This window comes from Enterobacter cloacae complex sp. 397G4, assembly GCF_050031515.1.
Taxonomy (GTDB): Bacteria; Pseudomonadota; Gammaproteobacteria; order Enterobacterales; family Enterobacteriaceae; genus Enterobacter; species Enterobacter hormaechei_C.
This window is the reverse complement of sequence record NZ_JBLGWE010000001.1, coordinates 1,268,477-1,283,703: the sequence shown is the minus strand read 5'-3', so window position 1 is coordinate 1,283,703 and position 15,227 is coordinate 1,268,477. Positions and strand designations below refer to the sequence as shown.

The window sequence follows — 15,227 nt, the reverse complement described above, 5'->3', positions numbered from 1 at the left end:
CCTTAATTCAGTATCTGGACGGCAACGCCTGGCTGCACGCGCTGCGCACCGTCAGTAATCGCTCGCTCACCGGGCTTCAGGCCGGAGGCAATCTGGAACTGCTGGCCGATCTGTCCGGCGACCTTCAGCGGACGCATTTCGGCTTTATCCTCGGCGTTAACCACCCATGCGAAGAATCCGTGGCCATTCTGCTGTACGGCAGTGGCGGGCAGAGTCAGCACTGGTTGCTCACTTGACGGACGCAGGTAGACGTTCACGTTGCCGCCGGGCAGCAGCTGATGGCGCGGGTTGGCGAACTCGGCGCGCAGCATCACGCTGGCGGTGCGCGGGTCGATGCGGTTGTCCACGGAGGTGAGTTCCCCGCTGATGCGCTGCTGGCCGTTGCTGTCAATCAGCGCCTGCCAGGCCTGCTTCATGGCGCTGATATCCGCATGCTGTCCGGCTTTAGTGGCAAACGTGCCCTCTTCCAGCGCAAAGGCGATGCGGATGGGATCGAGCTGCACCACCTCCACCAGCACACCGCTGGCAGGATTCACCAGGCTGCCGACGTGAAAGTTGCTGTGCCCCACGCGCCCGTCAATCGGTGAAATAATACGCGTGTAGTTGAGGGTGACGCTGCGGGTATCGAGCCGGGCTTTCGCCTGCTCCAGCGCGGCGCTCGCTACGTCGCGCTGCATGCGGGCGTTGTCCACGTCGTGGCGGCTGATGGCGTTGCTGCTGCCCAGGCTTTCGAAGCGTGACAGCTGCTGCTGCGCCTGATGCAGCGTGGCTTTGGCGCTTCTCACTTCGGCCTGCGCCAGACGCAGGGCGGCGCGCGGCTCGGCGTCGTCCAGTTCGAACAACACGTCGCCTTTTTTCACGTACTGCCCATCGCGGAAGTGGATTTTGGTAATCACGCCTTCCGTGCGGGCGCGCAGTTCAACGGTGTGGATAGCTTCAATGCGACCCGGGATCTGACGCTCGGCGGCGTGGGCGGTCTGCTCCACGGTGGCGACACGCACGGGAATGGCCGCGGCGAATGCGGGTGGCAGGGTGCAGGTGAGGAGCGCGAACAGGAGTGGGAATTTCATGGGAGTACCTCGGCGTTGTTTTCCCTCACCCCGGCCCTCTCCCACAGGGAGAGGGAGGTCAGAGTTCCCTCTCCCTGTGGGAGAGGGTTAGGGTGAGGGCAAAAGGTTATGCAGCCTTACGGAACCTGCGGGTCAGTCGCTTCTCGATTTCGACGACGAAGAACATCACGCCCGCCACCGCCAGCGTCACGAACCAGTAGCGCAGCGGCAGCGCTTCGGTGCCGAACAGCATCTGCATAAACGGCAGGTAGATAATCGCCGCCTGGAGCAGGAACAGTACGCCCGTTACCAGCCAGATCCCTTTGTTCGCCAGCAGGCCGCGGTTCAGGGAGAACCCGTCGGTATTGCGGCAGTTAATCATGTATACCCACTGGGCGCAGACCAGCATCTGCAACAGCACGGTGCGGATGAACTCCGCGCTGTGGCCGCGCGGGGCCAGCCAGGCTTCCAGCGCAAAGGCGGCGATGGCAATCATGGTGCCGACGAAGGCCACGCGCCAGACGGCGTAGGCGTCCATCACGTGCTGCCCGGTCTGACGCGGCGGGCGGCGCATAATGTTGCGCTCGGCGGCCTCGAAGGCCAGGCCGAAGGAGAGCGTGGCGGAGGTCGCCATGTTCATCCACAGGATCAGCACTGGCGTCAGCGGAATGATGTTCCCCGCCAGCAGCGCAATCACAATCAATAGCCCCTGCGCCAGGTTGGTCGGCATGATGAACAGAATGGTCTTCTTCAGGTTGTCGTAAACGCGACGCCCCTCTTTTACCGCGCTGGCGATGGTGGCGAAGTTATCGTCCGTCAGGACCATATCCGCCGCCTCTTTGGTCACTTCCGTGCCTTTGATGCCCATCGCGATACCCACGTCCGCCTGGCGCAGCGCCGGGGCATCGTTCACGCCGTCACCGGTCATGCCGACGATTTCGCCTTTGTCCTGCAACGCTTTCACCAGGCGCAGCTTATGCTCCGGGCTGGTACGGGCGAAGATGTCATACTTCACCGCCGCTTCCGCCAGCTCGGCGTCGTCCATCTTCTCCAGCTGGTAGCCGGTAACCGCCTGCTCGCTGTTGGTGATCCCCAGCATCTGGCCGATGCTCATCGCCGTCTGTGGGTGATCCCCGGTGATCATCTTCACGCGGATCCCCGCCTGCTGGCAGGCGTTAATCGCCTCAATCGCTTCCGGACGCGGCGGATCCATCATCCCGGCAATGCCGAGGAAGATCAGACCGTGGCTCAGGTCGTCGTGAGTTAATGCCTGCTCGCCGTTCGCTGGCTTGAACGCCGCGGCGACCATGCGCAGCCCCTGACGCGCATAGCGCTCCATCTCCGTTTCCCAGTACGCGCGGTCAAAGGCTTGCGCACCGTTGCGGGTCTGCTGCTGCTCACACAGGGCGAAAATCACGTCCGGCGCGCCGGTAATCAAAATCTGCTCCTCACTGCCAATCTGGTAGTGGGTGCTCATGTACTTGTACTGAGAGTCGAACGGGATCTTGTTAACCAGCGTGGTCACGACCGGCTCGAGGTGGGCCTTGGCCGCCAGCACCTTCAGCGCGCCCTCGGTTGGCCCGCCGGTGATGCCCCTCAGGCCACGCTCGTCCTGAATCAGCTGGCTGTCGTTACACAGGTCGATGGTGCGCAGGTACTGCTCCAGCACGGTGCCCGGCTGGATCTGCACCGGCTCGTCGCTGCCTTCGAGGTAGATGTTGCCCACCGGCTCGTAGCTGTTGCCGTCCACGCGATAGCAGGTGTCGGCGGTGATGATGGCTTTCACCGTCATTTCGTTCATGGTCAGGGTGCCGGTTTTATCCGAGCAGACCACGGTCATCGCGCCCAGGGTTTCAACCGTCGGCAGCTTGCGGATAATCGCCCGCTTGCGCGCCATCGCCTGCACGCCCAGCGAGAGGATGATGGAGATAATCGCTGGCAGACCTTCCGGTACGGAGGCTACCGCCAGGCTAATCAGGGAGAGCAGCAGCTCGCCCATCGGGATCTCGCGGAACACCAGGCTGAAGACAAACAGCGCGGCCATCATCGCCAGAATGATGGCGAAGATCGCTTTGCCCAGCTTGTCCATCTGCACCAGCAGCGGGGTGCGGTGTTTTTCAATGCCCGCCATCATCTGGTTGATGTGGCCGAGTTCGGTCTCCTGGCCCGTGGCAATGACCACGCCCACGCCGCCGCCCGCGCTGACCGTCGTACCGGAAAAGACCAGGTTCGTGCGGTCGCCCAGCGGTAATTCGCCGTTCAGCGGGTTCGTGTGTTTATCCACCACGGTGGATTCACCGGTCAGAATTGCCTCTTCCACGCGTAAATTATGCGCTTCGATTAAGCGCATATCCGCCGGTATACGATCTCCTGCGCGCAACACAATAATATCGCCCGGGACGATTTCCGTCGTCGGGATAGTTTCATGGTTGCCGTTACGAATAACGCGCGCCTCGCTGGAGAGCATATTGCGAATACTCTTCAGGGATTTTTCCGCGTTACTTTCCTGAATGTGGCCAATTAAGGCATTGATTACCGCCACGCCCAGAATAACCAGCGTATCAACCCAGTGTCCCATTACTGCCGTTAATACGGCGGCTGCCAGCAGGACGTAAATCAGGACATCGTTAAAATGCGCGAGAAAACGCAGCCAGCCCGGCTTGCCTTTTTTCTCCGGCAGCGCGTTCGGGCCATGCTTCTGTAAACGCGCCTGCGCCTCGGCACGGTCCAGGCCATTAGCCTGGCTCTGCGCCTGAGCAAGCACCTGCTCTACGGTCTGCTGGTACGCCTGCCCGCCTGCGGGTGGCATATTCTGCGAGAAATTTTTTTTGGTCATGGTATTTTTCCTTCAATATCCGGTGGACGGAAGCCGGAATTCCTTTCTGGCTTTAAATAATTCATTTTTAAGTCTTGCGGGTTAAATTGATCTACCGCAATATATTGACTACCCGATTATTCAAAACTGATTAAAATTATTTCGACGCGTTGATTTTTACAAAATATTTCTAAACCAACACTAAACGAGGAGGAAGCATGTTTGGTATTTATCGCGGACGGCGTCTGGCGTTATACATTGTCGCAGCCATTGTTATTGCGACGTTAATTGGATATAGCACCTATAGCTTTGTAAAATTATTTTCGTGAGAAAGACGTTTATTTACATAACGCGATATTAATTTAATCGCCCCGAAAATATTATCTATTTTCTGTTATTAATTCGCAGAATAACGGTGGCCTTTTACCCAATTTTGCCAGCGGGGATGATATTGCTTTACGTTTCAGGATGCCGGACAATGACATTTTTAACTGACGATTAACATTACGATGAAACACCCGTTAGAATCGCTGCTCACCGCTGGGGGCATTTTGCTGATGGCCCTGCTCTCCTGCCTGCTTTTACCCGCGCCGTCGCTGGGTCTGGTGCTGGCGCAGAAGCTGGTTCAGACCTTTCATATGGTCGATCTGAATCAGCTGTACACCATTCTGTTCTGTCTGTGGTTTTTGGTGCTCGGCGCCATCGAATTCTTTATCCTGCGTTTCATCTGGCGCTGCTGGTTTTCACTGGCGTCGTAAGCCAGTGAGATCGCGCATCCCGTGGATCAGCGCTTCACACCAGGCCGCGTAGTCGTGGCCGCTGGATGAGGGGTGGAAGCTGACGCGATAGCCTTTTTTCCTCAGCACCTGTTCAAAATCCTGCGTGGTGCGATAGATGCCGCCGCCCGGCCCCGTGGTTTCAAACTTCCCGGCCTGTAACCAGAAACGCACCGGATACGGTGGAGACTGTTGGTACTGGCGCGTCAGCCAGCCGGGAGCGTCACCTTCCGGCGCCCACCAGTAAGAACCGGAAAGGCTCAGCACGTTGCCAAACAGGCGCGGATAGCGCAGCGCCACCCATGAAGAGGCAATTCCCCCGTAGCTTGATCCTGCCAGTACGGTTTTCTGCCGCTGCATGCCGATGCCCTTCCCCCGCAGCCACGGCAGCAGCTCGTGCGCCATAAAGTCAGCAAAATCCGGGTTCGGCGGCAGCTCGTTGCCGCGACGGGCGTGATCGAGGCTGTCGATAAACACCACGTTAATCGGAGGCAGGTGATGTCGGGCAATCAGACCGTCCAGCACGTTGGCAAAATGGTATTCGTCCTGATAAACCTGTCCGTCGAAAAGGATGAGCGTCCAGCGTGCAGGCTGTGCGCCGCGCGGTTGGTAGATCATCACGTCGCGGGCATTGCCGAGGATGTTGCTGCTCAGCCTCTGGCGGCTCAACGTCCCGTGTAACAGCGGCTGTGCCGTAGCCCGAACGGAGCAGTAGCGCGCCGGGCTGAGATCGAGCAGAGAATAGCGATTCCAGCGATCGGTCTTCTGCTCCCCAAAGCTATTCGGGTTAAGCGGATCGGCCTGCGCGCTTACCAGGATGGCGCGGCGTTGATCGCGGGCAGAGCCTTCAACGATCGGCACATCGGGGGCGAGCTTGTACTGCATCACCGTATCAGCGGGGACCACGTAGCTGCGGAACCAGACGTCGCTGTTGCCCAGACGGAACAGCGGATCGTGATCCCCCGCCGGAGAGCCGAGAATGAAGACGTTATCCCGCGCGCCGCGCCACAGAAAGGTCACCCGCTTATGGCTCGCATCTACCGGCTCCACCATCGGCGTTCCCTGTCGACGCTGCGCCTGCCAGAACGCCTCGGTACTTCCACCGGCAGAAATGACGTTTGCCAGCGCCTTCAGCGTCGGGCTTTCTGGCGCCAGCATCTGCACGCGTGGTAACGGAGAGGTCTCTTTCATCCGCCACTGAAAACGCCACGGCTTGCCAGCTTCGCCGTGTAGCACCAGCGAGGTGTTCTGTTTCACCGGCAGGGCAAACAGCAGCGTGTGTTCCCCGTCCGCAGGACCGTTTTCGATCAGCGTGCGGATGCGACGGTTTTGCCCATCCAGCAGGCGCGCATCCGTCACGCCATGCAGCGTGGCGGAAACGTAATTTTCATCCAGCTCGGGCAGGGAGAAGCAGACTTCGCCGCTGGCATCAAACTTTCCCTGAACATCGCCCTGCCGGGACGACTGCTCGCACGTTGCCGCCACGGCGGGCAGCGCGCCGATCCCCAGCAGCAACCCACTCCATACCCTCTTCATTACCGCTTGTTCCCCAACGAAATTTGTTAACAACGCTAATGCAAATGGTAATAATTTGCAATATCATCAACGGCGTTTTACCGGTGTTTTTATGGCGATAGCAACCAAGGACGTTCAATAAAAATGTTTAAAAATAATAAGATAATGCAGCTCTGGCTGCTGAGTCTGGCGACGACCAGCGTCGCGGCTCAGGCAGAAACGAAAGAAGAAACGATTACGGTGACGCAGGGCGTGAGTGAAGAGCCCACTGCGCCCGTAAAAGGCATTGTGGCGACGAAAACGCTCTCCGCCACCAAGACCAGCGCGGAGATCGTGAAGACGCCGCAGTCGGTATCGGTGATCACCCGCGATCAGATGAACATGCAGGACGTCACCTCCGTTTCGCAGGCGCTGCGCTACTCGGCGGGCGTGTTTACCGAGTACCGGGGCTCGTCTAACCGTAACGACGAGGTGTTTGTGCGCGGCTTTAGCTACGTGCCGAAATTCCTCGACGGCTTAAGCTTTGGCGCAACGGCTTCCTCACAGACGGGCACAGTTGACCCGTGGCTGCTGGAGCGCGTGGAGCTGGTGCGCGGCCCGGCGTCGGTGCTGTTTGGACAGGTGAATCCGGGCGGGTTAATCAGTATGACCAGCAAGCGCCCGACGGCGGAGGCCATTCACAACGTGCAGTTCCGCACCGGAAATAACGATCTCGCCGAAGGTGCGTTTGATTTCGGCGGCAAGCTGAGCGACGACGGCCGCGTGCTGTATCGCGTGAACGGTATCGCCCGTACGCAGCATAATCAGGTGGACGATTATAAAGAGACGCGGATGGCGATCGCCCCGGCGATCACCTGGTACCCGAACGATCAGACCCGCTTTACGCTGCTGACCAGCTACCAGAAAGATCCGGATGCCGGATACCGCAACTTCCTGCCCGCGTATGGCACGGTGAAAAGTGCCGACGGGAAGTACATCCCGCGCGACTTTAACGTCAGCGATCCGAATTACAATCAATCCTGGCGCGAGCAGACGATGATTGGCTACGAGCTGGAACACCAGTTCGCCGACAACCTCACCTTCCGCCAGAACGCCCGTTACGCCACCATCAAGCAGAAATATCGTTATCTGGTTTACGCCAACAGCGCGGCCAACAGCACGGTGTTGACCCGTCGCGCCCAGCGTGAAGAGCGCACGACCAACGAATTTGGCCTTGATAACCAGCTGGAATATCTGCTGGAGACCGGAAGCGTCAACCACACCCTGCTCGGCGGGTTTGATTACAAGACCAGTAAGGATAAACAGCTGCTGGCGCGCGGGAGCGGCTCACAGTATGACCTCGACTGGACAAACCCGGTTTACGGCGTGAACGTGGATGAAAGTACCTTCAAAACGGCCACCGACGAGCAGCAAAATCTCGACCAGATGGGCCTGTATCTTCAGGATCAGATGAGCTGGAACAACTGGGAGTGGCTGGTTTCCGGGCGCTACGACTGGAGCGAAGTGCGTACCAACGACTTTACCGATAACAGCTTTACGCAGCAGAACGACAGCAAATTTACCTGGCGCACTGGCCTGCTGTACGCGTTTGATTCTGGCCTGTCGCCGTACATCAGCTACAGCACCTCGTTTGAACCGAACCTGCAAACCAACCGTGCGCCGGGCGTTGCGCCATTCAGGCCTACTACCGGGGAGCAGACCGAGATTGGCGTGAAATATCAGCCGGTCGACACCACGCTGATGACCCTGGCGCTGTACGATTTGACTCAGGACAACGTCGCGACCTATAACAGCGCTGAAGGCTGGTTCGAAAATGCGGGCAAGGTGCGTTCGAAAGGCGCTGAAGCGGAAATCCACGCCACGCTGATGGATAACATCAACCTGATTGGCTCCTACACTTACACCGATGCAAAAACCGAAAGCACCACGGTGACGGGAACTGAAGGCAAAACGCCTGCGCGCATTCCAGCGCATATGGCATCGGCGTTCGCCAGCTATACCGTTCCGGGCGGAGCGCTGAAGAGCCTGACCGCTGGCGTGGGGATGCGCTACATCGGCACCAGCTACGGCGATGCGAAGAACACCTTCAAGGTGCCATCGGTGGATCTGTATGACGCGATGCTGCGCTACGATCTGGGCGAGATGAACCGCAGCCTGAAAGGGGCAAGCGTGCAGTTCAACGTCAATAACGTGGCAGACACGAAGTATGTGGCGTCATGCGCAAGCGATACGGCGTGCTTCTACGGGATTGGCCGGACGGTGACGGCGACGGTGAATTACAGCTGGTAGTTAAAGCCGGGTGGCGGCTATGCCTTACCCGGCCTGGATGTCCGCGCTATACGATGTGTTGTAGGCCCGGTAAGCGCAGCGCCACCGGGCAACTTAAAGGCACCGTGCACACAAAAAAGCCGGGTGGCGGCTACGCCTTACCCGGCCTGGATGTCGTCAATTTCAATGTGTCTGGCGGTGATTCTCTTTGCGATACGCCCCGGGCGGCTGGTTGAAGGTGCGGGTAAAGATGCGGGTAAACGTCTGCTGCGAGTCAAACCCGTAGCGCAGGCAGATATCGTACACGCGCTCGTCTGACTCACGCAGATCGCGCGCCGCCATCAGCAGCTTGCGTTCGCGGATGTAGCGCCCCAGACTTTCGCCTTTGTACTGCATAAACAGCCGCTGTAAATGCCATTTTGAGTAACCCGCATGGCGGGCAATCTCTTCGATGCGTAACGGCTGGTGTAGATTGTCATCAATCCATTCGACAATCGTATCAATGACCTGAGCGGAAATCGTCATACTGCTCTCCCCCTCTGCTTCTCGCTTAAACATTATTCCCACCACTCGCGAAATTGTTGCGTGGTATCACTCACCCGCACGGGCTCGCCCAGCTCCGGCGTCAGCAGCCGGTAGTTTTTATCCTTACTGGCTTTCGCCAGCTGGATCAGTGGATCGTTCCAGGTATGTTTCGCCAGCACAAAACGCCCGTTATGTCCCGGTACGACCGCTTTGGCATTGAGATCTGCCGAGGCCTGCGCCGTTTCTGCCGGGTGCATATGGATGTACTTCCAGTCCTGGTCGTACTGGCCGTTTTCCATGATGGCTAAGTCAACTCCGCCAAACTGCTCGCCAATCGCTTTGAAGTGCGGGCCGTAACCGGAGTCTCCGCTGTAGTAGACCTTTCGCTCTGGGGTGACAAACATAAAGCTGCCCCACTGGGTCTGGTTACGCTTAATGCCGCGCCCGGAAAAATGGCGCGCCGGCAGAACGTGCACCGTCAGCGTATCGCTGATATGCACCGACTGGTTCCAGTCCCGCTCGTCGATAATCTCAGGGTTCATCCCCCAGTAGCGCAGATGCGACCCCACGCCCAGCGGGGTGACCACGCGCTTAACCTTCGGCAGCAGCGCCTTGATGGTGGCGTAATCCAGATGGTCATAGTGATCGTGGGAGATAATCAGCAGGTCGATCTCCGGCATGCTCTCCGCACGCCACGGGTACTCCCCCGCAAACGCTTTATTGAGGAAGGAGAACGGTGCGGCGTAGCTACTCAGAACCGGATCGATCAGGATGCGTTTCCCCGCCAGCTGCATATACCAGGAGGAGTGGCCGAGCCACACCAGCGTGTCCTGTTCAGGCGACAGGCTCGCCAGATCGGTTTTCACCAGCGGCAGCGGCTGCGCAGGACGGGCGTTTTCGGTTTTACGGGTAAGGAACTGCCACCACGCCACCAGCATATTTTGTTGCCCGGTAAAGCCCGGCGTAGGGAGCGTGTTATGGAATTGCCCGTCGCGATAGTGCGGAGAGGCTTCCACTTCAGAGAGCTGCGCACCCTGCGGTGGCTGGCCAAATCCGGCATTCAGTACAAACGGTAAACTGGCAGCTGAAGCAATAATCATGACTAACACCACGCAGATGAATAGAGGCTTTTTCATTTCCTGACCCGCCTACGCGCCCCATCCGATGGTTTGCGCGGGTGACACTTGATTATGAGTGAGTAAGCACTCATTATAGATAGGATGATTACGCCGTCAAGAAGGTTTTCGTTCTTTGACATTCCGCGTTGCAGCGTATCAAGGCTCGTGTTTCAATCAGGGCTTTTACAATTGACGGGAGGAAAAATTTAGTGGCACGTCCGAAGAGTGAAGATAAAAAACAGGCCTTACTGGAAGCAGCAACGGCTGCGTTTGCGCAGTCAGGTATTGCCGCCTCAACGGCGTTAATTGCCCGTAATGCGGGCGTCGCTGAAGGGACACTGTTTCGCTACTTTGCTACCAAAGACGATCTGCTGAATGCCCTCTACCTGCATCTGAAGCAGGATCTCTGCCAGACCATGCTGGCGAATCTCGATCGCACCATCACCGAGCCAAAAGAGCATACCCGCAATATCTAGAACAGCTATGTAGACTGGGGCATTCGTAACCCCCTGGCGCATGCGGCTATCCGCCAGATTGGCGTCAGTGAAAAGCTGAACGCCGAAACCGAGCAGGCGGTGAAAGACATGTTCCCGGAACTGCATGAACTGTGTCGTCGTTCGATCCGCCCGGTGTTTATGTCTGACGAGTTTAAGACCTTCGGTGATGCAATGTTCTTATCGCTGGCTGAAACCACCATGGAGTTTGCCGCGCGCGATCCGTCCCGTGCCGTCGATTTTAAAGCGCTGGGCTTTGAAGCCATGTGGCGCGGGCTTGCTGAGGAAGATAACCATGGACAGTAAATCCTTGCAGGAACATGCCAGATGCGTCGCGCTGGAGATGCCTTTTACCGAACATTGCTGGCCGTTTGGCCCGGAGTATGACGTGTTTAAGGTGGGCGGGAAAATTTTTATGCTGATGGCGACCGCACACGGTCGGGCCCACGTCAGCCTGAAATCCGATCCGGAAAAATCGCTGCTCAATCAGCAGATCTACCGTGGCGTGGAGCCCGGTTACCATCTGAATAAAAAACACTGGATCTCACTTTATGGCACGGACGACATCACGCCTGAACTGGTCACCGACCTGATTACGGATTCGTGGAATCTGGTCGTTGATAAACTGCCGAAAAAAGATCAGAAGTGGATTCGGCCAGCCTGATTGTTCGTCTGAGACGAACAGAATAAGCGCTCGAATCGCACTTATCTTTTCCCGCTTCGCGCGGTAATCTGCTTTCCTTTCACGCCCGCCCGCGGGCGAATTTCATCACCAGGAGTTGTTATGGATATTATTTCTGTCGCCCTGAAACGCCACTCTACCAAGGCGTTCGACCCAGCCAAAAAACTGACCGCAGAAGAAGCGGAAAAAATCAAAACGCTGCTGCAATACAGCCCGTCCAGCACCAACTCCCAGCCGTGGCACTTTATTGTTGCCAGCACTGAAGAGGGTAAAGCGCGCGTGGCAAAATCCGCGGCGGGCACCTATGTGTTTAACGAACGCAAAATGCTGGATGCCTCTCACGTGGTGGTGTTCTGCGCGAAAACCGCGATGGACGATGCCTGGCTTGAGCGCGTTGTCGATCAGGAAGAGGCTGACGGCCGTTTCGCCACGCCAGAAGCAAAAGCCGCGAACCACAAAGGCCGCTGCTATTTTGCCGACATGCACCGCGTGGATCTGAAAGATGACGACCAGTGGATGGCGAAGCAGGTTTACCTGAACGTCGGCAACTTCCTGCTGGGCGTGGCCGCTATGGGCCTGGATGCGGTACCCATCGAAGGGTTTGACGCCGCGATCCTCGACGAAGAGTTTGGCCTGAAAGAGAAAGGCTTCACCAGCCTGGTGGTGGTCCCGGTCGGGCATCACAGCGTGGAAGATTTCAACGCCACGCTGCCGAAATCTCGCCTGCCGCTGAGCACGATTGTGACTGAATGCTAAGCGCTTCTGGCACGCCGGCTATCGGCGTGCCCGTTTTCAGTAAAGCGTTATCTGCGGATGCTTTACCCCGCACACCAGCGCATAACGCGTTAATGTATCGAGACTCGCCCGGGTAATATTTGCTTCCATTCGTGATACCGTCGGGGCGCTGACGCCCATCCGCTCCGCCACCTGGGCGCGCGTCAGACCAGCATGATTGCGCCATTGCGCCAGCATCTCCCGCAGACGCTCCTTGCGCTCTTCTGCATCAAAGGAAGCCTGAACTTCTGAATCGCTTAACAGTTCAGCTCTGAGTTCGTCCCAGTCAATAATCTTTTTGCTCATCCAACATCTCCTGTTGTCGTTTCAGTGCCAGACGGAGTTCAGCAGAGGGCGTTTTTTGCGTCTTCTTGATAAACACCCGCAGCAGAAAAATGGTTCTTTCCCGCTGATAAACGTAGATCCCACGAGTATGGATCAGCCCGACGGTTCGGATTTCGAACAAACCATTGGGTAAGGGTTTGCTGTCAGGTTCACGCAATACTGTCGGGTTGTTGCGTAATTTATCAAGCTGGCGAATCAGCTTCGCCTGTACTCCCGCAGGCAATGAGAGGATCTCCTCCCTGACTGCCGCATGAACGATAAGTCTGAACACTGTATTTCATCCCTGATAATATTAGCATGTAAGGCAATTTGCATTAAAGGCTAATTTTGCCTTTCGTGATTCACCTTACCAGCTTATTCCAGGCAGGACCGGATCCGCGTTGATTCCCTCAAAGCCCCTCGCAAAAAACTTATTTCCCCTGCTCCGCCAGCCACGCCATCGCCCTCTCCCCTGCCTCATCCACGGGTAAATAGACCAGCAGCCGCGATCCGTTTCGCGGGGCGGAGTACCAGTACATCTGCTGGAGATGAAAATCCCCCAGCTCGGGATGGGTAAACAGCTTGAGCTGGTTCTCCACGCCGCGCACGTCGTTACGCTGGTGCCACAGGGTTTTAAACTCTTCGGACACCGCAAAAAAACGCGCCAGCTTCGCTTCCCAGAGCGGGTCGCCACGGTGCTCAGCCATGGCCGCGCGGAAGTAGGAGACGAAAATCGGCAGCACGTCGTCACGTTTGCCGAGCCGCGCGCGCCACGCCGGATGGGTGAGGAACAGGTAAATACAGTTGCGATCTTCCGGCGGGATGGCGTTGAAATCGACGCCCATCAGGTGGCCGAAGCTGTCGTTCCACGCCACGATATCGAAATTCGGTTTCTGAATACTGGCAGGTTTCGGCATCAGGGTATCCAGCAGGCGACGCGTGCCTTCGCTGATCCCCTCGCAGCACACCGCCTGCGGGGCTTCGCCCGGCGGCAAACCGGCGAGCACAAAAAGATGCCGGGCTTCGGTCGGGGTGCATTGCAGCGCTTTTGCGATGGCGGCCATCACCGCGCTGGACGGATTGACGTCCCGGCCCTGTTCCAGCCAAGTGTACCAGGTCACGCCGACATCCGCGAGCATCGCCACCTCCTCCCGGCGCAGGCCCGGCGTGCGGCGGCGGCCGCTGCGCGGTAAGCCGAGCCGCTGCGGATCGAGGCTTTCGCGCCGGGCACGCAAAAACGCGCCCAGCTGCTTGCGGGTGTCATCCTGAAGAGAGGTGACAGGTTCAGACATCAGCGCCATAACATCTCCTGCATGGTAGTGTCAGTACCAGTATAAGCAAGAACTGGTACCCGTTTATTAGATGGTTGATGCTACGACTCTACGCTGTTTGACGCAATGGAGTCACCATGAATACGTCAGTTGTTTCACCGGGTCGTGCGGGCCTGATATTGCTGTTAACCGGCCAGATGCTGCCGCTGATTGATACCTCAATCACCAACGTGGCGCTGGATTCCATCACCCATTCGTTACACGCCACCGCCACCGAACTGGAGCTGATCGTCGCCCTCTACGGCGTGGCCTTTGCCGTCTGCCTGGCCCCCGGCAGCAAGCTGGGCGATAACCTTGGCCGCCGTCGCCTGTTTATGTGGGGCGTGGCGTGTTTTGGCCTGGCCTCACTGCTGTGCGGCATGGCGGGAAATATCGAACAGTTGCTTGGCGCGCGCATTATGCAGGGTGCGGGCGCCGCGCTGATCATGCCGCAAATTCTCGCGACGTTGCATGTGACGTTAAAAGGAACGGCACACGCCAGAGCGATCAGCCTGTTCGGGGGTATCGGCGGAATTGCGTTTATCGTCGGCCAGATGGGTGGCGGCTGGCTGGTATCGGCGGACATCGCCGGGCTGGACTGGCGCAACGCCTTCTTTATCAACGTGCCGATTTGTCTGGTGGTGCTGGCGCTGAGCCGTCGCTACGTGCCGGAAACCCGCCGCGACACGCCGTCGCGCATTGACTGGACCGGGACTGTCCTGCTGACGGCAATACTGTGCTGTCTGCTGTTTCCGATGGCGCTCGGCCCGCAGTGGCACTGGTCGTGGCCGCTGAAGGCCGCACTGCTGGCGATTGTGCCGCTGGCCTGTTTGATGGTGCTGAACGCGCGCAAAAAAGAGCGTGAGAATGCCCACCCGCTCATCGCGCCACGCCTGTTACAGCTGCGCAGCATCCGCTTTGGCGTGCTGATCGGAATACTCTTTTTCAGCGTCTGGTCCGGGTTCATGTTCTGTATGGCGCTGACCATGCAAAGCGGTCTGGGGATGGCGCCGTGGCAGTCCGGGAACAGCTTTATCGCGCTTGGCGTCACCTATTTTATTTCTGCCTGGTTCGCCCCACGCCTGATTGCCCGCTACAGCACCAGCGCCATCCTGCTGACCGGGCTTGCGATTCAGCTTGTCGGCCTGGTGGCGTTGATCGCCACGTTCCGTCACTGGGGAATGCAGAATACCGCGCTGACGCTGGCCCCGGCCACCGGGCTGGTGGGTTACGGGCAGGCGCTGATTGTAAACAGCTTCTACCGTATCGGGATGCGCGATATTCAGCCTGACGACGCGGGGGCCGCGAGCGCGATTTTAAGCACGCTGCAACAGGCTGCGCTGGGGCTTGGCCCGGCCATTTTCGGCGCGATTTTGCTGCACGGGCTGCAAAATCATCACGGAGATTATACCCAGGCGGTCAACGTCTTCCTGATGGTGGAAACGGCCATGATGGTGGTGCTGGCGCTGGTCACGCTGCGTATGCGTCATCGTCTGTGTTTACCGGTCGTCAAGGCCTGTCCGGCGACAAAATAAAACTGCCTGAATTTGCATAATAGATCCGCAGCCGCCATTATG

Annotated in this window: 13 protein-coding genes and 1 pseudogene; 6 read left to right on the top strand and 8 right to left on the bottom strand. The window is 58.0% G+C overall.

The window, feature by feature from the left end; translation table 11 throughout:
• Positions 1–2: 2 nt before the first annotated feature.
• Positions 3–1,070, bottom strand: coding sequence for an efflux RND transporter periplasmic adaptor subunit (locus tag ACQG1Y_RS06080; protein ID WP_368740732.1), 1,068 nt, complete (start codon positions 1,068–1,070; stop codon positions 3–5).
• Positions 1,071–1,176: 106 nt separating this feature from the next.
• The gene (locus ACQG1Y_RS06075) at positions 1,177–3,885 is read right to left on the bottom strand and encodes a cation-transporting P-type ATPase (RefSeq protein ID WP_252053278.1); all 2,709 of its coding nucleotides are present in this window, start codon (positions 3,883–3,885) and stop codon (positions 1,177–1,179) included.
• A 488-nt stretch (positions 3,886–4,373) separates the two neighbouring features.
• Here ACQG1Y_RS06075 and ACQG1Y_RS06070 point away from each other — a divergent pair, with 488 nt between their 5' ends.
• Complete coding sequence (locus ACQG1Y_RS06070) at positions 4,374–4,622, top strand: DUF1158 domain-containing protein (RefSeq protein WP_192969443.1); 249 nt, start codon at positions 4,374–4,376, stop codon at positions 4,620–4,622.
• On the opposite strand, the gene ACQG1Y_RS06065 is transcribed toward ACQG1Y_RS06070, so the two are convergent.
• On the bottom strand, positions 4,608–6,176 hold the full coding sequence (locus ACQG1Y_RS06065; RefSeq protein ID WP_045910684.1) for an alpha/beta hydrolase-fold protein: 1,569 nt from the start codon (positions 6,174–6,176) through the stop codon (positions 4,608–4,610). The two genes, ACQG1Y_RS06070 and ACQG1Y_RS06065, sit on opposite strands and share 15 nt — an antisense overlap.
• Before the next feature lie 123 nt (positions 6,177–6,299).
• Here ACQG1Y_RS06065 and ACQG1Y_RS06060 point away from each other — a divergent pair, with 123 nt between their 5' ends.
• Complete coding sequence (locus ACQG1Y_RS06060) at positions 6,300–8,444, top strand: TonB-dependent siderophore receptor (protein ID WP_141414131.1); 2,145 nt, start codon at positions 6,300–6,302, stop codon at positions 8,442–8,444.
• A gap of 162 nt (positions 8,445–8,606) precedes the next feature.
• Here ACQG1Y_RS06060 and ACQG1Y_RS06055 read toward each other — a convergent pair whose 3' ends face one another.
• Together ACQG1Y_RS06055 and ACQG1Y_RS06050 are read right to left on the bottom strand one after the other, a co-directional pair.
• Positions 8,607–8,948, bottom strand: a complete 342-nt coding sequence (locus ACQG1Y_RS06055; RefSeq protein ID WP_032670430.1) for a RamA family antibiotic efflux transcriptional regulator — start codon at positions 8,946–8,948, stop codon at positions 8,607–8,609.
• A gap of 32 nt (positions 8,949–8,980) precedes the next feature.
• Positions 8,981–10,084, bottom strand: coding sequence for a RomA family MBL fold metallo-hydrolase (locus ACQG1Y_RS06050; RefSeq protein ID WP_045349906.1), 1,104 nt, complete (start codon positions 10,082–10,084; stop codon positions 8,981–8,983).
• A gap of 191 nt (positions 10,085–10,275) precedes the next feature.
• Here ACQG1Y_RS06050 and ACQG1Y_RS06045 point away from each other — a divergent pair.
• From ACQG1Y_RS06045 to nfsB, 3 genes and pseudogenes are all read left to right on the top strand, one after another.
• A pseudogene (locus ACQG1Y_RS06045) lies at positions 10,276–10,866 on the top strand (TetR/AcrR family transcriptional regulator).
• The gene (locus ACQG1Y_RS06040) at positions 10,856–11,224 is read left to right on the top strand and encodes an MmcQ/YjbR family DNA-binding protein (protein ID WP_033486537.1); all 369 of its coding nucleotides are present in this window, start codon (positions 10,856–10,858) and stop codon (positions 11,222–11,224) included. Before ACQG1Y_RS06045 ends, ACQG1Y_RS06040 begins: the two are co-directional and overlap by 11 nt.
• Positions 11,225–11,344: 120 nt before the next feature.
• Entirely contained in the window at positions 11,345–11,998 is a 654-nt protein-coding gene (gene nfsB / locus ACQG1Y_RS06035; RefSeq protein WP_003858884.1) for an oxygen-insensitive NAD(P)H nitroreductase, read from the top strand.
• Positions 11,999–12,034: 36 nt separating this feature from the next.
• On the opposite strand, the gene ACQG1Y_RS06030 is transcribed toward nfsB, so the two are convergent.
• From ACQG1Y_RS06030 to ACQG1Y_RS06020, 3 genes are all read right to left on the bottom strand, one after another.
• Positions 12,035–12,322 carry a helix-turn-helix domain-containing protein gene (locus ACQG1Y_RS06030; RefSeq protein WP_015571209.1) on the bottom strand — a complete coding sequence of 96 codons (288 nt, stop codon included), beginning with the start codon at positions 12,320–12,322 and terminating at the stop codon, positions 12,035–12,037.
• Positions 12,303–12,632: a type II toxin-antitoxin system RelE/ParE family toxin gene (locus ACQG1Y_RS06025; protein WP_017382553.1), complete on the bottom strand. Its 330-nt coding sequence runs from the start codon at positions 12,630–12,632 to the stop codon at positions 12,303–12,305. Before ACQG1Y_RS06025 ends, ACQG1Y_RS06030 begins: the two co-directional genes overlap by 20 nt.
• A gap of 139 nt (positions 12,633–12,771) precedes the next feature.
• Positions 12,772–13,641: a helix-turn-helix transcriptional regulator gene (locus ACQG1Y_RS06020; RefSeq protein ID WP_017382554.1), complete on the bottom strand. Its 870-nt coding sequence runs from the start codon at positions 13,639–13,641 to the stop codon at positions 12,772–12,774.
• Between the two features lie 107 nt (positions 13,642–13,748).
• On the opposite strand from ACQG1Y_RS06020, the gene ACQG1Y_RS06015 reads away from it, so the two are divergent.
• Positions 13,749–15,185 (top strand): MFS transporter, encoded by a 1,437-nt coding sequence (locus tag ACQG1Y_RS06015; RefSeq protein WP_368740677.1) that lies wholly within the window; start codon positions 13,749–13,751, stop codon positions 15,183–15,185.
• Positions 15,186–15,227 lie beyond the last annotated feature (42 nt).